This window comes from Agrobacterium sp. CNPSo 3708 (assembly GCF_028674915.1).
Taxonomy (GTDB): Bacteria; Pseudomonadota; Alphaproteobacteria; order Rhizobiales; family Rhizobiaceae; genus Agrobacterium; species Agrobacterium cavarae.
Window position 1 is genome coordinate 106,415 of record NZ_JAQZSF010000011.1, and the last position, 18,888, is coordinate 125,302.

An 18,888-nucleotide genomic window follows, 5' to 3' on the forward strand; every position below is an offset into this window, starting at 1 on the left:
AAGATCCATGGCCGAAGCATCGTCGCCTCTCCTTGCGCCTTTCGACAGTGGGTTTGGTCTCCTGAAAAACGCCGTGGAGGACGGTCGCATTCCAGGCGGCGTCTTCGGCATGGTCGACCGTGAGGGCAAGCGACTGACAAGAGCGATCGGCCACGCGCAGAAGGTGGGTGGCGAGCGCCCGATGATGCTCGACACATGGTTTGATCTCGCTTCGCTGACCAAGGTCATCTTCACCACGCGCAAGATTCTCGAATTGGCAGTTTCAGGCGCGATCGATCTCGATAGTTCCATTACGACGCTCATTCCCGATTTCCGGCAATACGCCCCCGATTGCTGGGAACGGAAAGTGACTTTCCGCCAGTGCCTCGGCCACCAGACCCCGTTTCCGGCGGTAGAGCCGGTCTACACCTATGGCGATGACCCCGCCCGCTTGCGCGCCTTTGTCCTTCAGCGCGAATGGCGCCATGGCGAGCCTGCCTATTCGGATATCAATTATATCCTGCTTGGCATCGCTCTCGAGAGGTTGGAAGCCAAGCGCATCCGCGAGATGGATGCCGGTGCGGGCTTTGCCTTTGAGAGCACGCCTGAAAAAGCCGCGGCCACCGAGTTCTGCACCTGGCGTAACCGAATGATCTGCGGCGAGGTGCATGACGAGAATTGTTACGCGCTCCAAGGATCCGGCCATGCGGGACTGTTCGGCACTGTGGATGCCGTTCTCGACTATGCCCAATCGCTGTTGATTGGAAACGAGAACGGCGATCCCGTGGTCAGGCTGATGCGCCAACCGCTTTCCGACAAACGCACCCACGGCTGGGAACGCCCCTATGAGGGTTGGTCCGGTGGCGCACTTTGCAATGATAGCATTATCGGTCATACCGGCTTTACCGGCACGGGTCTCTGGATCGATTTCGACAAGGGTCGCGCCTGGACCTTACTGACCAACCGCGTGCATCCGAGCCGCCACGTCGATAGCGGCATTTTCGCACTGCGCGCTGCCATCGGCGATATGATCAACACGCATTGAGGAGAGACGACATGGAACCGATCTGGGCCGTGGGTTTGATGACGGGAACCGTGCTGGATGGCAACATCGACGTTGCGCTTCTTCACACCGATGGAGAACGCGTCGAGCGCTTCGGCGCCTACACGCTCGCACCCTATGATCAGGCGGTTCGCGATCTTCTGGAGGAAACGCTGGCTGCGGCCCGCAAATGGAATTTCGAAGGACCGGAGCCGGAGATTTTTGGCCGAGCCGAAGACGCGCTGACCCGCGCTCAGTCCGCGGCCGTGGCAGACCTCGTAAAGGATGCCGGGCTTTCGCTCTCCGATATCGGCGTGGTCGGCTTCCACGGGCAGACGGTTCTGCACCGCGCGCCGCAACCGGGTCGCCTTGGCGCCACGCGGCAACTGGGCGATGGCGAATTGATGGCGAAGCTGCTCGGCACCAAGGTCGCCTATGATTTTCGCAGCGCCGATGTTCGCGCTGGTGGACAAGGTGCCCCGCTTGCTGCCGCCTACCACTCGGCGCTGTTGAAAGGCGTCGCGCAAGACGGAAGTGCTGCCATCCTCAATCTCGGCGGCGTTGGCAATGTCACCTGGAGCGATGGCAAGGGCCATGTCGTTGCCTTTGATACCGGCCCGGCCAACGCCCCGATCAACGACTGGATCAAGCAGCATGGACTGGGCGACATGGACCGTGACGGCCTGATCGCTGCGTCGGGGCACGTCAACGAAGAGCGACTGGCGAAGCTGCTACAACATCCCTATCTCACCGCCCGCTTTCCGAAATCGCTGGACCGCTTCGATTTCGGTGCCAGTATGGCGGACGGCCTTTCGCTGGAAGACGGCGCAGCCACGCTGACGGCCTTCACCGCCTCCGCCGTCGGCAGGGCGCTGGACCTTCTTCCACAACGCCCGGAGAGACTCTTCGTCAGTGGCGGCGGGCGCCATAATCCGACGTTGATGAAAATGCTGGCAGAGCTGGCGCGAGTGGACGCACAGCCTGCTGAAACACTGGGCTGGCGCGGCGATGCCGTAGAAGCCGAATGCTTTGCTTTTCTGGCCGTCCGCGTGCTGCGCAATATGCCGATCAGCTTCCCGACCACAACCGGCGCACCCGAACCGATGACTGGAGGGCGACTGGCCGCGTGAAATTTTTCGGGTAGGACCGTTTAGAGTCGCTTCTTCAGAAACTTCCGGGTGCGGCCGATCGGAAAATCCGGCAGCTCCCCGAACACCTCGTAACCCTGGCGGCGATAAGACTTCTCCGCCGCCGGGTTGAAGGTGTCGATCCAGGCGGAGTGACAGCCACGCGCCCGTGCTTCCTCTTCCGCGGCCGCCAACATGCGGCCTGCCATCTGCTGGCCGCGAAGACTTTCGTGAACCCAGAGCCACTGTACGTAGAGCCAGCCCCAGCCCGTGTATCCATTGATGCCGGCAAGTAGCACACCGTCATCGCCACGAATGATCACCGCAAGCGGCACTCTGTCGGCAGAGCCGACATCGGCATCGTTGAACGCGCTAAGATTGGCACCGATGGCCGCAATGTCTTCGGGGGCAGGATGATCGGTCACTGTCAGGTGGGGCTTCATGCGAGTTCTCCGAGACTGAAGAGCGCTTTAAAAAAGACTGCCCTGATTTCCCGGGTCGCTCGCAACCGGCTTCACGGATTTCTTGCGCACCTGAGCCGAGGACGTATCCGCCAGAGCCGGCGCATCAGCACCCGCCACCGCCGAAACTTCGCCATCGGCAAACTCCACCGAAATGACCGCACCGGGAGCAACGGCCGCGGCGCGGGTAAGTGGCCGGTTCTCCTCATCGCGAATGACCGCATAGCCGCGCTTCAAGACGTTTTTGTAGGAAAGCGATTGCAAGATGCGTTCATGTGCAGCGAGACCGGATCTATTCTGCGCCATGCGATGGAGAACGGCGGTGTCGGCGCGCCGCACGCAAGCCAATAGTCGCTCTTTCTGCCGATCCAACTGGCCAGAGAGGCGCATCGGCAAGGCGCGCAAGGACGAGTCCGATGACGACACCCGCGCCTTGGCTTGCAGCAGGCGTCTCTCGATCAATGCTTCTGCCCGCTGCATGCGCTCATTCACACGCTGGCGATGCTGGCGCAGGCCGTGGCCGAGAACATCCGGCCGCAATCCGGACGCGGTGCGCTCGAAGCTACGGCGCTTGTTCATGGTGTTGAGCTCAAGCCCTCTGCCAAGCCCGACGGATACCTCATCGAACCGACGGCGGGGAAGCGCCAGCAACTGGTCGAGCGAGGGAAGCGCGCGCACAAGTGCACGAAGTCCCTGGGCGCGATTATCCATATGCCGGCGCGTCGAACCAGATAGACGTGCCGCCAGACCGGCAAGCTGGGCCTCGAGATCGGCCCGAACCGGCACCGCCATTTCCGCAGCCCCTGTGGGCGTTGGCGCACGAACATCCGCGGCGTAATCAATCAAGGTCGTATCGGTTTCGTGGCCGACAGCCGAAATCAGCGGAATTGCGCTTTCCGCCGCCGCCCGCACGACGATCTCGTCATTGAAGCTCCACAGGTCCTCGAGGCTACCACCGCCACGCGCAACGATCAGCACATCCGGACGCGGAATATCGCCGCCCTTAGGCAAAGCGTTGAAGCCCCGTATGGCGTTCGCCACCTCTTCACCCGAACCGTCGCCCTGAACCTTCACTGGCCAGACCAGAACATGAACTGGAAAACGATCTGAAATACGGTGCAGGATATCGCGGATGACGGCACCTGTCGGCGAGGTCACCACACCAATGACCTGCGGCATGTAGGGCAGCCGGCGCTTGCGCGCCTGATCGAACAGACCTTCCGCAGCCAGCCTTCGGCGACGCTCCTCCAGCAAGGCCATCAATGCGCCAGCGCCCGCGGGTTCCAGGCTTTCGATGACGATCTGATACTTCGACGATCCCGGGAAGGTCGTGATCTTTCCCGTTGCAATCACTTCCATGCCCTCTTCCGGGCGGAACTTCAGCTTGGAAAAGCTTCCCTTCCAGATGACGGCATCGATGCGTGCGCGATCGTCCTTCAGCGAAAAATAGGCGTGACCGGATGTGTGCTGTCCGCGGTAGCCGGAAATCTCACCACGTACGCGCACCTGATCGAACGCTGTCTCCACCGTCCGCTTGATGGAACCGGACAGCTCGGAAACGGAAAATTCGGTGAGGTTGCTCAGCGCTGGCTGACTGAAAATATCGCTCATGCCCAATGGTAACCGATGCGCCACGATTCGGGAACCGTAAGGACTTTGTGACAGTTTGAATAAAAACTAGCAGAATCGTTATGCTGTGTTACATTTGACATCGTGAAGTGCATGCCATCGAGGAGACATTGCAGCTTTTGAGGAGAAGATGCCTTGTCGTGATTGCTTTGGGAGGAGCGGCATCATGGAATTTGTTCTGGGAATAGCCCTTGGCTTGAGTGCTGCGGCAACACGTTCGACATTTGCCGTCGCGAGCGTCGGCATCCTGGTGGTGGCAGTCTTTGCAGCTGCGGCGCTCATGGCGGCAAGCGGCGTTTCGATTCTGACGCTTTTGGCGACGTTGGTAGGGCTGAACATCGGTGTCGCCATGGCCTTCGTCGGAGCGTTCGCGCTTCGGTAAGCAACTGCTGACAACGCCCAATTGAGGACTTATGATGACGCCTGCTCATGATCGAGGTTTGGCGTGACATTTCTTCGTTTTATTTCTGTTCAGATCACGTGCATGGCACTTGATGCTTTCGTCACGTGGATGCTCCTGTCACAGGTTGGCGTTCCGGTTCTGCTTGGAAAAACACTCAGCTCTCTCTTAGCCGCAGCTTTTGCCGTTCTCTATCTGCGGCGGAGAGGCGCAATTGCGAGCACCCGCCGCTTCATCGTAACCAGCATCACTCTGATCTCGTTGCTCGTCAGCTACGGCATCTTCACGCTGCTATTGTTGCGCAATCCTATGCTCCAATGGCCATTGGCCCTAATCGCCGCCTCCGCTGCGGCCCTGCTTCTATCCCTCATCGGCTACTGGCGCGCGCCTCGCTCAAGTCCCGGACGGTGAAGCGACGTCCCTAGGCGACGTGTGTGCATCGAGAGTCTAACGTTCGCTTCTTCCTTCCGTCGAGGCTCTTCGACCACGAGCAAGATGGCCCGATATGTCCTCTTTTCGTCCGGTGAGCGCATTTCGCCTTTCTATGGCGGGTGTAAAACAGTATCCAGATGAACACTGGAGTTACAAGAATGTCCCACAACACTGCGCTTCTGGTTATCGACGTCCAGGAATCCTTCCGACACACTTCCTACTTCGAAGAAAGCGGCCTGACGAAATTCATCGCAGCCCAACAGGCGTTGATCGATGGAGCAGAAGCCGCAGGCATTCCCGTCGTGCAAATCTTTCACGTCGATGGAGACCGGGCCTTTTCGACCGAAAGCGGTTTTATTCGCACATTCGAAGGAATCAGCATCAACCCAAGCGTCACCTTCCAGAAGAACCGTCATTCGGCCTTCGTCGGCACCGGGCTTGACGTCTGGCTGACGCAGCGGGGGATCAATCGTCTGATCGTCTCCGGCATCCGCACCGAGCAATGCTGCGAGACCACAACGCGCCATGCCGCCGATCTCGGCTATAAGGTCGATTACGTGACGCAAGCCACGCTGACCTTTCCGATGACGCATGCCTCCGGCGAGGTCTTCTCGCCCGCAGACATTGCCAAGCGCACCGAACTCGTGCTTTCGGGACGATTTGCGCGCATTGCCACCGTCAAAGATGCAATCGATGATATGAGGAAGGCTGACTAATGAGCCAAGGGCCCGGCGACACGCCGCACGTCATTCCTGTTTTTGTGGTGCTGCCCCCGCAGACACTGCTGCTGGATGTTGCCGGGCCTCTGGAAGTGCTGCGCTATGCCAATGAGCAACAGAAGAAAATCCGCTTCGATTGCCGCTACATCGCAGCGCAGCCAAACCAGACGACGACGATAGGACTTGGCCTTTGCGGGCTTGAGCCTCTGCCAGATGTGCTGCCCGCCCATGCGATGATCCTGATCTCCGGAAGCTCATCTGTGGCCCCGCAGCAGCCGGAGGCCTCCAAAGAACGGCGCGCCCTTTCCGACTGGCTGCGGAGAACGGTGAGGCCAGACACGACAATCGTCAGCATCTGCTCCGGCGCGTTGATTGCCGCAGAGGCCGGGCTGTTCGATGGCCACTCTTGCACCACGCACGCCCATTGCATCGCCGATCTCAAGCGAATTGCGCCACTTGCCCTCGTTCAGGAAAACAGGCTGTTCGTCGAGGACGGCAAGCGCTTTTCAAGCGCTGGTATTTCCACCGGCATAGACCTCATCCTGCATCTCGTCTCGACCCTCGTCAGTCCAGAGGTCGCCGCCCGCATCGCCCAGATCATGGTGGTCTATCTGCGCCGCACGACCCACGATCCACAAATTTCACCCTGGCTTTCAGGCCGAAACCACATTCACCCCTCCATTCATCGAGCCCAGGATGCCATCGTTGCAAATCCGGCAGAGGATTGGACGCTGGCGCACCTCGCGGACATTGCCAATCTCAGCCAGCGACATCTGTCCCGGCTGTTTCGAGAGCAGACGGGGTTAAGCGTCGTGGACTATGTCAACCTCATCCGGGTGACCCTGGCGCGCGATATCATCTCCCAATCTAGGCTCGATATGGAGGCTGTGGCAGAACGCTCGGGCTTCGCCTCCGCGCGTCATCTGCGCCGCATCTGGCAGCAGCATCATGAAAAGCCGCCGACTGCGTTTCGAAACCTCTCCTCGTGACAGGCGTTTACCTCTTTGGCGAGATGATTGGATCACGGAAATTCAATAGTCATCGCCTGGCAGCACCGCTAAACCATTTGTGAGACAATCGAGGAGAAACTCCATGCAGAACCGAACGCTTGGCCGCACCGGCCTTTCCGTCGCGCCTATCGTCTTCGGTGGCAACGTCTTTGGCTGGACCGCAGACGAGAAGACCTCCTTTCAACTGCTGGACGCCTTCTTCGATGCCGGCTTCAATGCCATCGACACAGCCGATGTGTATTCGGCCTGGGTACCCGGCCATCAGGGTGGAGAATCCGAAGCGATTATCGGCAAGTGGCTGAAGAGCGGCTCCGTGAAGCGTGACGACGCCGTAATCATCACCAAGGTCGGCTTTGACAATAATGAGCGCAAGACGGGGCTGAGCGCTGACTGGATTGCCAAGTCGGTCGACGACTCGCTGCGTCGTCTGCAGACCGATTATATCGATCTCTATCTCGCCCATAAGCCGGATGATGCCGTGCCTCTTGAAGAAACGCTCGGCGCGTTTGCCCGGCTGAAAGAGGCTGGCAAGGTCAGAGCCATCGGCTGCTCGAACTACAATGCGCAGCAGCTTCAGGCCTCACTCGATGTCGCGGAAGCGACCGGGCTCGGACGTTTCGACGTTCTTCAGCCGGAATACAATCTCTATACCCGCGACAAGTTTGAAGGCCCGCTCGCGGACCTTTGCGCCCGCGAAGACATCGGCGTCATCAATTACTACAGCCTCGCCGCCGGTTTCCTGACCGGCAAATACCGAACCAAGGCCGACACCGAGGGTGTTGCGCGCTCCTATCGCGTCGCCAATTATCTCGATCCGCGTGGGCTTGCCATCCTTGGCGCCATGGATGCGATTGCGGCTGAGACCGGTGCACGGCACGCCGATATAGCGCTGGCCTGGCTGTTGGCAAAACCATCTGTGACGGCCCCCATCGCCAGCGCCACCAGCCTTTCGCAGTTGGAGAGCTTCAAACGCGCGGTCAATCTTCGCTTGAGCGACGAGATGATCCGGCTGTTGGACGAAGCAGGAGCCTGACAGAGACAATGACACTGACGATCCGCGATGCCACCAGCAGTGACCGGGATGATTGGCTCCGTCTGTGGAAGGCGTACCTCGCCTTCTACAAGGTCGATCTACCAGACGACGTGACCGACCATACCTGGGAGCGGTTGCAGGACCCGGCATCGCGGCTTTCAGTGCGACTTGCCGTTCTGGACGGCGCGGTCGCAGGCTTCGCCATCCACCATTTTCATGAATCCACGTGGGCCAAGACGCCGGACTGTTATCTTGAAGATCTCTTCGTCGATGGCACAATCCGCGGCAAAGGCATCGGCCGCGCCCTCATCGAGGATCTCATCCGCATCTGCCACGAAAATGGATGGTCGCGCCTCTACTGGCATACGGATGAAGGCAATCATCGCGCCCAAGCGCTCTATGACAGCTACGTCAAGAGCGACGGTCATATCCGCTATCGGCTGAAGTTCTGAAGCATGTCGCGCAAAAGTGTGCAGCGGTTTTGCGATAACGACATGCGGCAAAACAAGGACCTAGAGCGAAGGAGCAAATCTGAAAGATCGCGACGGGCTTTAGAGCGCTGCCGCAGAGGCTTGCCGGCCTCTGGCGGCGCTCAGTGATCCTGCTGGAATGCGCGCAGATCAGCCACGACGTTGCACTGCAGACCGCTCGGCTCATAACGAACCGTGACCTTGCTGTTCGAGACCCCGGACACCCCGGCCTTGATCAATCGTGAGCCAGCGCCCTCGCGGTCCGGTTGGCAGACAGGCGGACCGCTCTTTTCCTGCCACGTAAATTCGAAGGTCTCCCGGTTCTCGCCAACAACTTGCCAGGAAATCTCGATCTTGCCAGTCGGCGTCGAGAGCGCCCCATACTTCACGGCATTGGTGGCAAGCTCATGGAGAATAAGGGAAAGCGACAGCGCCGGGCGAGAGCCGACATGGATTTCCGGCCCGTCCACAACGAAGCGGGGCTCGCTCGGGTCATCATGCACCGCCAGCATCTGCCCGACGAGATTGCGGACCGTGGAGGAACCTAGCCCTCCTTGGATCACAGTATCGTGGGCGCGGCTCAAGATATTGATGCGCTCGGCGAGCGTCTGCCGCGCCACATTCATATCCGGTGCAGATCGCAATGTTTGCGATGCGATGGCCTGAACCATGGCCAACTGGTTCTTCAGGCGATGCCCAAGTTCATGCGCCACCAGTTCCTTGTGCCGCTCTTCCGCCAGGCGCTCGGTCACATCCTGCGCCTGAACCAGGATGCCGAAGATCTCCCCCACGGCATCACGCATCGGCTGATAGACCAGATCGATCGACCGGTCCTGCTTTTCACCGCCCGGCCCGCGGTTCAGCTCGATCGACTGGCCTTTTGCGACAAAGGGTTTACCCGTCCTGTAGACCTCATCGATCTTCTCGATATGCCCCTGCTGCGCCACTTCCGACAGTGCCTCGGCGATGGGCTTGCCTATGATCTCGCGCCCGGCACCGATGATGGAATAGCATTCCTCATTGGCAAACTCAAAGATATGGTCGGGACCGATCAATGTGGCGATACCGCCAGGGGACAGTTCGAAGACCTGCCGCAGGCGCTCCTGCTGCAGCTTCTGCTCACGGCGCATCAGCACCTCGCCGGTGATTTCCGAGCACGCGCAGAACATGCCGAGCACCGTCCCCGAGTGATCGCGAACCGGCGTATAGGAAAAGGCAAAATGCGTTTCTTCCGGATAACCCTTGCGGTGCATGGTAAACTCGATGTCATCCATCGAGGTGCCCTGGCCAGCATAGGCGGCACTGATGATCGGCTCGACCTTGTCCCAGATGTCGAACCAGAGATCCTGAAAAGGCTTGCCAAAGGCGTCCGGATGACGGTTGCCGCACATGAGCGAATAGCCGTCATTATAAAGGGTGATCTGCTGCGGCCCCCAAACCATCAGCATCGGCTGAAGCGAGCCAAGCATGACGTTGACAAGCACTTTCAGCTCGACGGGCCATGCTTCCTTTGGCCCAAGGGGATTGTTGTCCCAATCAAACTCCCGAAAGATCCGCCCGCATTCACCGCCGCTGACATAGTGCAAAGACATCCCCTTGGAGCAAACGTATCAAGGCAGCATCGTTCCCGAACACGCCAACCGCAACTATAAAATCCGAGTACCAAAATCGAGTTGGTCCCGACTAAAGTCAGCGTTGCCGTTGCCGGCAGCGACCACTCCATGCCGTGACCTCATTCAAATCAGAGGCACAATAGCCGAATACAAATGAACGTGCCAGAGAGCCCGCCAATTGGCAAAGGGTCGCAGGCCGCATGGATTTCCGACACTGCGTTTGAACGCCCCTGGAGGCGCTTACTCAACTGCATGGAAGACACATTGCCACGCGCGGACGTGCTGTTGCTGGAGGTCGAAACTTTGGAATAAAGAGGCTTACCGAACTCCAGGACTCCTTAGCCGGCGTGATATCGAAACCCTGCCTATTCCCAGGATCGCAATTCGCATGGTTTTCAAGACAAAAGAGAATTTTACGCTTGCATGGCGCCATGGCTGTGGCTATGAACGGCCCGCTTACCACAGCGCGCCGGAGAGGTGGCAGAGTGGTCGAATGCACCGCACTCGAAATGCGGCATACCTGCAAGGGTATCGTGGGTTCGAATCCCACCCTCTCCGCCATATTGGCCTTGGTTATCAGCGCTCTTCATGATTTTCCGATTATTCGAAGTGTGAATGCCGCTGCGCAAATTGGCGAGGGCCACATCTGAGGCGCTCTATTAGTCTGTGAATATCAAAACATCCTCTTTGAGAAGCAGCTTTATCTCTCCGCCCAGCTGCTCGTCCCAAAATGGTTGTCGAACGTCTCTAAACCCGGCACCTAGCCACTCAACGACTCCGACTGATTTGCTGCTTCGCTTCTGAGCAATCATTTGATGCAGGTGGGTATTGTTTCCTGAATAACCGAAAAGCACTATCTCAGCACTTTCGTCGACAGCTCTTCTCAAAAACTGCCAGCACCTTTGAAGAATTTCTGAGGCTTCTATCATGGTCCGCTTGTGCGCGACATGGCTCGGCCGTCCATCGATGGGCCGCCCGGTGGATGTAATCTTAATCATCAGTTTCAGGCGGCACCTGATGGCATATTGGCATTTGCAGAATTATGCCAAGTGAGAGCGGGTTCCGCTGCATCATTGGCCTCTCTACGCAGGCGATCATGACGGCCCAGGCAGGCCGTCATGAGTTTTTGTGCTGTTCAGCCGAAACCCATCAAGACCGCGGCGGCAGGATCGGAAGAGGTTCTGCGCGACCGACGATGAAGGCGTAGGAGAAGGCGCCGACCAGTGCCATGCCGGCCGCCATCATGAAGGATGGCGTGTAGCTTCCGCCGAACATGTCCAGCAGAAAGCCGAAGAGCAGCGGGCTGATGATGCCGGCGATGTTAGAGGCGAAGTTCTGGATGCCGCCGATCGAGGCGACGTGGCGGGAGCTTGGCGCGACGTCGGCGGGTAGCGACCAGATGCCTGTCGCGGCAATAGCGAGGCTGCTGTAGGAGATCGCCAAGAAGAACAGCGCCATATAGAGCGACTGCGTCAACGATGCCGGCAGGATGGCAGCGCCACCCAGCATGCCGCCGACCATGATGATCTTGCGCACCGTCGTGACATTGGCACCATTGCGGATTGCTCTATCGGCCAGCGCGCCGGCAATCCATGCGGTGACGACAGCAGAGAGACCCGGCAGCATTCCATATAGGCCGAGTTCCGCAAGGTTGAGGCCGCGGGCGGTCTTCAGGTAGCTTGGGAACCAGGTGAGGAAGAAGTAGATCACGAAGTTGAGGCAGAAAAAGCCGATCATCATGCCCCAGATGGTGCGGTATCTGAAGAGATCGACCCATTTGATCTTGGCGGCCTCCGGGTCGTCGTTTTCGACGGTGCGCCCACCGTTCTCAATGATGTAGCGACGCTCCAGGTCGTTTGCCCGCTCATGCTCTGTTGGATCTCGGTAGGTCACGTACCAGAAGAAGGCCCAGATGATGCCGACGGCGCCGAGGATGATGAAGGAATAGTGCCAGGTCGCCACAGCGATGATGGCCGTGACGATGGGCAGCGCCAAGACGGTGCCGACGCGAGAGCCCGAGTCGATGACAGCCGTTGCAAAGGCGCGCTCGCTCTTCGGGAACCAGCGTGAGGCGGCTTTGGTGGCAGATGGATAGGCGGGGGCTTCACCGGCACCGAGCGCGAAACGAACGGCGAAGAAGGTCCAGAAGCTGTAGGCGAGCGGCGTCAAAGCCGTGAAGACCGACCACCAGACGGCGGCAAGCGAAAAGGTCTTGCGCGCGCCAAGCTTGTCGGTGATCCAGCCGGCAAGCAGCATCATGCCGTCATAGGCCCAGAAAAACGCGCCGAGAATCAAGCCTTTCTCGGTGTTGGTGAGGTTCAGGCCAAGCTCGGAGTCGATGAAAGGAAGTGCGACGCTCATATTGGCGCGATCGAGATAATTGATCGAAATCCCGACAAAACACATGAACAGAATAAAATATCGAACTTTCGTGGCGCCGGCGGGCGCACTCTTTGGGTTTATCATGACATCGAACCTCCCTAGCATGATGAACTCACCGCAGGCCGCGGGATTGCTCTGCTTCTGAGGATCGAGCAGATGGCACCGATCTTTTCAGAACGATGGAAGGCCTTCGGCATGCCGGGCAACATCAACGGGCGAACAGATGTCCTCCAATGATGGCCAGCATCATTCATTTATCAATCAACTCTCCACCAGTAAATAGATGAAACGGGGCGAGCCGATGCGAACGACAGGCGACGCTGGGATGACGGGCGCAACGTCATTTCTCATGAGGACGCTGGCTCGCTATCGTCTGTTGGTCGGGGTCTCGGTCGGATGATTGATAGGGCGTTCTGCGGATAAACGCTGCGCGACGTGTGCGCTCCGCCTTACGAGTTCGCCTGACATAGACGAAGGCTAGAGATGCGGCTGGATGCGGTCACTCCATCGGTGACCGTGGGTCTGGTGAGGCAAAATGCGCCTACAGCATCGGCCCGAAAATCGAGTTCGATTTTTGGAAAAGCATGATGTGTAGATTCAAAAAGGTGAAGCGCCCTTTGTGCGTCCAATAGGACGCACGGCGCTATAGGGCTTCCTAAGCGCAGGCCGTGCTCCGTTCCGGTCAAGAGCGGTTGACTGGCCGGCGTTCTTGTTGCTGGGCCATGCGCAACAATCAGCGCGCCGCGAGTTCGATCTTCAATGGAGCCGCACCGGCCACGATCTCCAGCAAGCGGTCGATGTTCGGATGGGCGCCGGGACGGTTCTTTGCGTCGGCCGTGTGCTCGGCGAAAATATCGAGTCCATGGGTCGCTGCTTGCCTGTTCAGCAGACCGAAGCATTGCTCGAGATATTGATAGACGGCGAGCGAGCCTTGCTTGCCGGGCTGGTTTTCGATCGTGGCAACAATATTGCAGTCAGCATCGATCAGATTGATCTGCGCCAGTCCTTCGATCGAAGGCAGCAATTGCAGGTTATCCTTGAAGGAAGCGGTAGGCTCAATCATGATCAGGTTCTCCTAGAGCATCGGCCCGAAAATCAGACTCGATTTTCGGAAAGCACGATGCGTCGATTCAAAAAGGTAAGGCGTCTTTGTACATCCAATAGGACGCACGGCGCTTTGGCGTCTGTTTCGCCAGCGTTTAGCAGCTTCATCACGCTGCCGCCACCGGCATCGACTGAGCTTTTGAATTGACGCTTTCGCTGCCATCACGCAGGCAAAAATCCTGATTGCCTGTCGGCATAAAGGCGCTATCATCGCGGTGTTGTAAGATCATTGTCTTTGGGAGGAGCAATAATGAGACGCATGTGGCCAGAGGAATTTTCCGCTCTACTCGACCATGCCGAAGAGGTGAACCTCTCCATTCCACCGGCAGAGGGCGTCGGCGGCGGCAAGGAGCCGACCACGAGAAAGGCCTTGAAAGCCCGCATCACCCAAGACGACTTCGAGAAGATCTGGCCCCTGGCGGAAGCGCGTTACCGATTGGACGGCAAGTTTTCGGGCAAGGCGATTACGCTCATCGCCAACAATCCGCATTACCGGCAGTGGCACCCTTCTGATGGCGGCAGCGAAGAAGGCGTGGCAGACAGCGGCCACAAATATACGACACGATACGTTATCGTGCATTTCCTACTGGATGAGGTGCGCGAACCCGTCGAGGCGTGAAAACGGCCTGATCGGCTTTGCGAAGCGATAGGTCATCCGAGTGCCGAACAACAGATCACCTGCGGCAGCCTTAAGCTGCCGCAGCGTGCATCCCGCCCCTGACCGAACGCGTGGTGGCAAACTGCCCCACCATCTGCGCCAGTCTTTCGGTCTCGTGCACCAGGGTTTGCGCTGCCGCAGTCGTCTCCTCAACCATCGCCGCGTTCTGCTGGGTCACCTTGTCCATTGCGTCGCCAGCAGCGGAGACTTCGCGCAGGCTCACCGCCTGTTCGCGCGCTGCAGTCGCAATCCTGTCGATGATGGCGCTGATACCGCCCACCTGCTCGCAGATATCTTTCAGCGACATCCCCGTTTCATCGACCAATTGAACGCCTGTCGTGACCTGGGCTGACGATGTGGAGATCAGAGCCTTGATCTCGCGTGCGGCACCGGCCGATCGTTGCGCCAGTTCGCGCACTTCCTGAGCGACGACAGCAAAACCCTTGCCAGCCTCTCCGGCGCGGGCCGCCTCCACCCCGGCATTCAGCGCCAGGAGGTTGGTCTGGAATGCGATTTCGTCGATCACGCCGATGATGTTGCCGATCTTCGTGGAGGATTCCTGAATTTCGCTCATGGCACCGATGGCGCGCTCCACCACGACACCGCCACTCTCCGCATTGGTCTTGGCAAGGGACACCGTCTTCTGCGCGTGGCTTGCGCCATCGGCAGTGCCGTTGATGCCGCTTGCCACTTCACCAAGTGCAGCAACCGTTTCTTCAAGAGAAGCGGCCTGCTGCTCCGTGCGGCGGGCGAGATCGTTGGAGGCGCTTGAGATTTCAAACAGTCCCGACTGAATGGTGCCGACGCTCTGGATCACCGCATCGATGGCCTCTTCCAGCGTAGAAACCGCGCTATTGAAGTGGTCTCTGATCCGATCATAGCGTGGATCGACTGCGCCGATACGTGCTGTCAGGTCGCCCTTGGAAAGCGCATCAAGACCCGTCGAAATCTGGCGGAAGGCATGTTCCATCGCCTGCGCTTCCGTCATGCGTTCAGCCTCGCGCTCGAGGCGCATATGTTCGGCCTGCTGTCTTTCCCGATCGGCCTCCGCCTCGGCATGGATGCGGGCGCGGTCATTTTGCTGGAACACCTGCAGCGCACCGATCATCTCACCGATTTCGTTGTCTGTCTTGGCAAGCTTCAGTTGGGTGTCGGCCTCGCCCCGTGCGAGCCGCGCCATGGCTTGCGCCACCTGCATCATCGGGCGAGCCACGGAGCGAACCATGAAGAGCGCGATCGCCATCGCCAGGACAAGGCTGAACAGGCCAGCACCCCACATCCAGGATGTGCCCTGGCTGCCCTGACGTTCCGAAGTCGAGGCGATTTCGCCGGCGATCTTCACGATGCCGTCGGTAACGCTTTGCAATGTGGAAACGACGAGCGACGCCTGCTGGTCGGATGTCGCCAGATTGGTCTTCATCGCGTCGAAGGACTGACCGAGCTGAGCGAGATTGGCGGTCATATCGGTGCCGCTGGTTTTCGACAGCATGGTGCCCAGCGCTTGCGCCTTCTTCAGCCCGGCCGCAATCACCTCGGCGGACTCTGTCGACGGCTGGACGCGGTATCGTTCGACTTGGGCAAGCGTGTCCTTCAACACATTGCTGAAATTGCGCGCCGTACCGGAAATGATGCGCGCCTTGGAGCGCGCCTTGTCCTTCTCGCTTTTGGAGGCGAGTTCGGTCTCGGCGGATTTGCGCAGCGCTTCGTCAAGCGCCTGGGTGATGGTGGAAATCTTGGAGAACAGCGCGAAATCCTGCGTTGAAACCAGTGCCGCGCCATTGTCCTTGGCAATCGCTCCTTGGATATCCGCAAATGTCGCGGCCAGATTGCTGACGATCGGCTGGATGTCCGGCGTGCCGCCGAGCTTCACGACTTCGGCAAGGCCTGCCTCGGCACGCGCCATCGGTTCGGCAAGCTGCGCGGCAGAGACCTGAGCACCTTGGCCTGCGGCACGAACCAGCGCAAGCTCGATCGCGTTGATGCCTTCATTGAAGGTGCTGGCGTTCTGAATGAGAATGCGGATGCTGTTGAGCGTCACCAACGCGTTGTTGGAATTGGTCTCTGCCTGGCTGGCGATATCCTGAGAGGTCTTCTCGGTCTGTTCGGCAAGCGTCACCATGCTGCCAGCCGCATCGCGCAAGGCAGTCCCCGCCTTCTGAACAGTATCCTGCGAGGCCGCAAGGGCTTTTACCGCGTCGGATGTCTTGGCGATCCCGCTGGAGAGTTCGGATTTCTCGCTCGTGGAAAGAGCCAGCGCGTTGAGCTTGGATTGGGCCGTATCGAGAGCGCCGACAGCCTCGTCGATCCATTTGGGATCCTTGCTGACGAGATACTGGATGATCGCGCCTTCCGCCTTGTTGGCGCCGATCAGCACCTTCGATGTATCCACCGTTTGGGTTACGGCGCCGGTGAGGCTCCCCATGCCCCGGATGCCAACGACCGCCACAAGCACGACCGATATGAGCAGCAACGCCATCCCACCCGTCGTTCTGAAACCAATCGACTTCACCTTCTGGGATATTGCCATACTCGTACCCTCTTCCCCACAGCGGCTTAGCCGGCTGACCACCGGCAGACGCTAGAGGAAATGGATAAAAAACATCTTAAGTATCGAACGAGTATCGGCCAGGCCGATACGGAGTTGTCTTCGAAAAGGCCCCGGTATCAGCAGGATTGCATCATATGTCATGGTCGTCGCTGTTGATGCACGATGCGCTTGGGCGACGAGGTCTGGTCTTCATGTCTCGGCACCTTCCACTCTCGCCACGGAATACAGTCCTTTCGCTAAGAGATTGGCGGGCTTGGAACACAAGGCGAAAGATGACGTTGTGAAGAAAATGTCATGGATGAAGAAGCACTGCTCGACTTTTTCGACACGTTGAAATGAGACGCTTCTTTCGGCTGGCATGCGATCACACATGATGGATTATCGAATGGACATCCGCACGCACTCTGACGTCGAAAGCCATAATCTCTCAAGAGATGAGAACGCGGGCAGCAAGATCCCGCGGCCGATCTCAGATCACGGTATCGTCGGCGATCTGGCAACACTGGCGCTTATTGCTAAAGACGGTGCGATCGATTTCATGTGTTGGCCAAATTTCGATAGCCCAACCATCTTTGCCGGCCTGCTCGATCCGGAACGCGGTGGTCTGTTTGAAATCCTGCCGGATATTCCCGACGTTCGGATCGTGCAGCATTATCGGCCAGATACCAATGTGCTGGTCACTCGCTGGATGGGCGAGAACGCCAGCGCCGAACTCACGGACTTCATGGCGGTGAGGGAAGACAGTGCCTCTACCTCAACGAAATTGGTGCGGCGACTGAGAGTGACACGCGGGACGATTGCCCTCACGCTACGCTGTGCGCCTCGGTTCGACTATGCAAGGCAGAAAGAAACAGCGGAGGTTGACGGTCACACTGCCCTTTGGCGGCCGAAGCACTGCGACGGGATCAGGCTCACTTCCAGTCTCACGCTCCAAGCGCTCGATGGCGACGTGATCTGCAAGGCAAACCTGACCGCCGGAGAAACAGCCGATTTCGTTCTGACCGGCGCCGACGAAGAGGTAATGGACCTGGCAGACGTTGCGGGGTTCGAGGACGCGACGATCCAGTATTGGCAGGACTGGGCCGCACAATCGTCCTATCGTGGTCGGTGGCGCGAAATCGTGACCCGTTCTGCCCTGACGCTGAAACTGATGACGTCACGCCGCCACGGATCGATCATTGCCGCGGGAACCTTCGGGCTGCCAGAGGCGCCTGGCGGGGTCCGAAATTGGGACTACCGGGCCACCTGGATCCGCGACGCATCTTTCACGGTCTATGCGCTGATGCGGCTTGGCTATCAGCAGGAAGCGCAAGACTTCACATCCTGGATCGGCAAACGCGCGATGCGATGCGGTGCGAATGGAAAGCTCGACATCATGTATGCCGTCGACGGAAGCACGGTCGCCGATGAGGTATCTCTCGATCACTTAAGTGGATATGGCGGAGCGCGTCCCGTGCGGATCGGAAACGGTGCGGCAAAACAGGTGCAACTCGATATCTATGGCGAGTTGATGGATGCCGTCTATCTCAGCAACAAATACGGCCATGCCATTTCCCATGATGGCTGGAACGGTGTGCGCGACATCATCAACTATGTTTGCGAACACTGGGAAGAGCCTGATGCCGGCATTTGGGAAATGCGGCGCGGCCCGCAGCATTTCCTGCATTCGCGCCTCATGTGCTGGGTCGCAGTCGACCGCGCCATTCGCCTGGCGAGCAAGCGATCGCTTGCGGCACCCTTCAGCCGATGGATCGACGTTAGAAACAATATCTACGAAGACATCTGGGCAAACTTCTGGAACGAGGAGAAAGGACACTTCGTGCAGACCAAGGGTGGAGACACCCTCGACGCCTCGCTGCTGCTGATGCCGCTTGTGAGGTTCGTCAGCGCCACCGATCCGCGCTGGTTGGCAACTCTGGACGCGATCGGTGACACGCTCGCCGATGACGGACTGGTTCATCGCTACAAGAGCGAAGATGGCTTGAGCGGTCAGGAAGGGTCGTTCTCTGCCTGCTCGTTCTGGTATGCCGAATGCCTGGCAAGGGCCGGTGACTTGAAGAAGGCGCGTGCGACCTTCGAAGCACTGTTGAACTACGCCAACCATCTGGGCCTTTACGCCGAAGAGTTCGACCACCGCGGTGAATTGCTCGGAAACTTCCCGCAGGCCTTTACACATCTGGCCCTGATCAGTGCCGCCTTCTATCTGGACAGAGAGCTTGACGGCAAAAGTCCGCAGCAATGGCGGCCTTGACATCCGTCATGACGGGAACCGTCATGCCAG

The 18,888-nt window shown here is 58.7% G+C and carries 16 protein-coding genes and 1 tRNA gene; 11 read left to right on the forward strand and 6 right to left on the reverse strand.

All coding sequences use genetic code 11. The features are described from left to right. Positions 1 to 7: 7 nt before the first annotated feature. Together PVA19_RS21165 and PVA19_RS21170 are read left to right on the forward strand one after the other, a co-directional pair. On the forward strand, positions 8 to 1,024 hold the full coding sequence (locus PVA19_RS21165) for a serine hydrolase domain-containing protein (RefSeq protein ID WP_274104091.1): 1,017 nt from the start codon (positions 8 to 10) through the stop codon (positions 1,022 to 1,024). Positions 1,025 to 1,035: 11 nt separating this feature from the next. After that, the gene (locus PVA19_RS21170; RefSeq protein WP_274104092.1) at positions 1,036 to 2,151 is read left to right on the forward strand and encodes an anhydro-N-acetylmuramic acid kinase; all 1,116 of its coding nucleotides are present in this window, start codon (positions 1,036 to 1,038) and stop codon (positions 2,149 to 2,151) included. 20 nt (positions 2,152 to 2,171) lie between these two features. Here PVA19_RS21170 and PVA19_RS21175 read toward each other — a convergent pair whose 3' ends face one another. Beyond that, the gene (locus PVA19_RS21175) at positions 2,172 to 2,591 is read right to left on the reverse strand and encodes a GNAT family N-acetyltransferase (RefSeq protein WP_112956964.1); all 420 of its coding nucleotides are present in this window, start codon (positions 2,589 to 2,591) and stop codon (positions 2,172 to 2,174) included. A 27-nt stretch (positions 2,592 to 2,618) separates the two neighbouring features. Further along, entirely contained in the window at positions 2,619 to 4,220 is a 1,602-nt protein-coding gene (gene xseA / locus PVA19_RS21180; RefSeq protein WP_274104093.1) for an exodeoxyribonuclease VII large subunit, read from the reverse strand. A 184-nt stretch (positions 4,221 to 4,404) separates the two neighbouring features. Here xseA and PVA19_RS21185 point away from each other — a divergent pair, with 184 nt between their 5' ends. The 6 genes from PVA19_RS21185 to PVA19_RS21210 all read left to right on the forward strand — a co-directional run bounded on the left by PVA19_RS21185 (position 4,405) and on the right by PVA19_RS21210 (position 8,284). Next, positions 4,405 to 4,620 carry a hypothetical protein gene (locus tag PVA19_RS21185; RefSeq protein ID WP_062427663.1) on the forward strand — a complete coding sequence of 72 codons (216 nt, stop codon included), beginning with the start codon at positions 4,405 to 4,407 and terminating at the stop codon, positions 4,618 to 4,620. A 102-nt stretch (positions 4,621 to 4,722) separates the two neighbouring features. After that, entirely contained in the window at positions 4,723 to 5,049 is a 327-nt protein-coding gene (locus tag PVA19_RS21190; protein ID WP_274104094.1) for a hypothetical protein, read from the forward strand. Between the two features lie 179 nt (positions 5,050 to 5,228). Beyond that, positions 5,229 to 5,786: an isochorismatase family protein gene (locus tag PVA19_RS21195; protein WP_274104095.1), complete on the forward strand. Its 558-nt coding sequence runs from the start codon at positions 5,229 to 5,231 to the stop codon at positions 5,784 to 5,786. Then, positions 5,786 to 6,778 (forward strand): GlxA family transcriptional regulator, encoded by a 993-nt coding sequence (locus tag PVA19_RS21200; protein ID WP_274104096.1) that lies wholly within the window; start codon positions 5,786 to 5,788, stop codon positions 6,776 to 6,778. Before PVA19_RS21195 ends, PVA19_RS21200 begins: the two co-directional genes overlap by 1 nt. A gap of 103 nt (positions 6,779 to 6,881) precedes the next feature. Continuing rightward, on the forward strand, positions 6,882 to 7,832 hold the full coding sequence (locus tag PVA19_RS21205) for an aldo/keto reductase (RefSeq protein WP_274104097.1): 951 nt from the start codon (positions 6,882 to 6,884) through the stop codon (positions 7,830 to 7,832). Positions 7,833 to 7,840: 8 nt separating this feature from the next. Further along, entirely contained in the window at positions 7,841 to 8,284 is a 444-nt protein-coding gene (locus PVA19_RS21210) for a GNAT family N-acetyltransferase (RefSeq protein ID WP_062597556.1), read from the forward strand. 140 nt (positions 8,285 to 8,424) lie between these two features. On the opposite strand, the gene PVA19_RS21215 is transcribed toward PVA19_RS21210, so the two are convergent. Then, a complete protein-coding gene (locus PVA19_RS21215) occupies positions 8,425 to 9,888 on the reverse strand; it encodes a PAS domain-containing sensor histidine kinase (RefSeq protein ID WP_162241604.1) in 1,464 nt (487 codons plus the stop codon). A 498-nt stretch (positions 9,889 to 10,386) separates the two neighbouring features. On the opposite strand from PVA19_RS21215, the gene PVA19_RS21220 reads away from it, so the two are divergent. Continuing rightward, positions 10,387 to 10,476: transfer RNA gene (locus PVA19_RS21220), tRNA-Ser, on the forward strand. Positions 10,477 to 11,064: 588 nt separating this feature from the next. On the opposite strand, the gene PVA19_RS21225 is transcribed toward PVA19_RS21220, so the two are convergent. Together PVA19_RS21225 and PVA19_RS21230 are read right to left on the reverse strand one after the other, a co-directional pair. Next, a complete protein-coding gene (locus PVA19_RS21225) occupies positions 11,065 to 12,381 on the reverse strand; it encodes an MFS transporter (protein ID WP_082447464.1) in 1,317 nt (438 codons plus the stop codon). 649 nt (positions 12,382 to 13,030) lie between these two features. Continuing rightward, positions 13,031 to 13,360 carry a DUF2322 family protein gene (locus PVA19_RS21230; protein ID WP_274104098.1) on the reverse strand — a complete coding sequence of 110 codons (330 nt, stop codon included), beginning with the start codon at positions 13,358 to 13,360 and terminating at the stop codon, positions 13,031 to 13,033. Between the two features lie 300 nt (positions 13,361 to 13,660). Between PVA19_RS21230 and PVA19_RS21235 the strand changes: the two genes are divergently transcribed. Further along, positions 13,661 to 14,020 carry a hypothetical protein gene (locus PVA19_RS21235; protein WP_130977556.1) on the forward strand — a complete coding sequence of 120 codons (360 nt, stop codon included), beginning with the start codon at positions 13,661 to 13,663 and terminating at the stop codon, positions 14,018 to 14,020. A gap of 70 nt (positions 14,021 to 14,090) precedes the next feature. Here PVA19_RS21235 and PVA19_RS21240 read toward each other — a convergent pair whose 3' ends face one another. Further along, on the reverse strand, positions 14,091 to 16,586 hold the full coding sequence (locus tag PVA19_RS21240; protein ID WP_274104099.1) for a methyl-accepting chemotaxis protein: 2,496 nt from the start codon (positions 16,584 to 16,586) through the stop codon (positions 14,091 to 14,093). A 406-nt stretch (positions 16,587 to 16,992) separates the two neighbouring features. On the opposite strand from PVA19_RS21240, the gene PVA19_RS21245 reads away from it, so the two are divergent. Continuing rightward, the gene (locus tag PVA19_RS21245; protein ID WP_274104100.1) at positions 16,993 to 18,858 is read left to right on the forward strand and encodes a glycoside hydrolase family 15 protein; all 1,866 of its coding nucleotides are present in this window, start codon (positions 16,993 to 16,995) and stop codon (positions 18,856 to 18,858) included. Positions 18,859 to 18,888: the final 30 nt, after the last annotated feature.

Excerpts from the sequence above, each read along its gene's own strand:
- PVA19_RS21200 (WP_274104096.1), top strand. The coding sequence starts at position 5,786 with ATGAGCCAAGGGCCCGGCGACACGCCGCACGTCATTCCTGTTTTTGTG.
- PVA19_RS21225 (WP_082447464.1), bottom strand. The coding sequence starts at position 12,381 with ATGATAAACCCAAAGAGTGCGCCCGCCGGCGCCACGAAAGTTCGATAT.
- PVA19_RS21195 (WP_274104095.1), top strand. The coding sequence starts at position 5,229 with ATGTCCCACAACACTGCGCTTCTGGTTATCGACGTCCAGGAATCCTTC.
- xseA (WP_274104093.1), bottom strand. The coding sequence starts at position 4,220 with ATGAGCGATATTTTCAGTCAGCCAGCGCTGAGCAACCTCACCGAATTT.
- PVA19_RS21165 (WP_274104091.1), top strand. The coding sequence starts at position 8 with ATGGCCGAAGCATCGTCGCCTCTCCTTGCGCCTTTCGACAGTGGGTTT.
- PVA19_RS21190 (WP_274104094.1), top strand. The coding sequence starts at position 4,723 with ATGGCACTTGATGCTTTCGTCACGTGGATGCTCCTGTCACAGGTTGGC.
- PVA19_RS21205 (WP_274104097.1), top strand. The coding sequence starts at position 6,882 with ATGCAGAACCGAACGCTTGGCCGCACCGGCCTTTCCGTCGCGCCTATC.
- PVA19_RS21230 (WP_274104098.1), bottom strand. The coding sequence starts at position 13,360 with ATGATTGAGCCTACCGCTTCCTTCAAGGATAACCTGCAATTGCTGCCT.
- PVA19_RS21210 (WP_062597556.1), top strand. The coding sequence starts at position 7,841 with ATGACACTGACGATCCGCGATGCCACCAGCAGTGACCGGGATGATTGG.
- PVA19_RS21175 (WP_112956964.1), bottom strand. The coding sequence starts at position 2,591 with ATGAAGCCCCACCTGACAGTGACCGATCATCCTGCCCCCGAAGACATT.
- PVA19_RS21245 (WP_274104100.1), top strand. The coding sequence starts at position 16,993 with ATGGACATCCGCACGCACTCTGACGTCGAAAGCCATAATCTCTCAAGA.
- PVA19_RS21185 (WP_062427663.1), top strand. The coding sequence starts at position 4,405 with ATGGAATTTGTTCTGGGAATAGCCCTTGGCTTGAGTGCTGCGGCAACA.
- PVA19_RS21235 (WP_130977556.1), top strand. The coding sequence starts at position 13,661 with ATGTGGCCAGAGGAATTTTCCGCTCTACTCGACCATGCCGAAGAGGTG.
- PVA19_RS21170 (WP_274104092.1), top strand. The coding sequence starts at position 1,036 with ATGGAACCGATCTGGGCCGTGGGTTTGATGACGGGAACCGTGCTGGAT.
- PVA19_RS21240 (WP_274104099.1), bottom strand. The coding sequence starts at position 16,586 with ATGGCAATATCCCAGAAGGTGAAGTCGATTGGTTTCAGAACGACGGGT.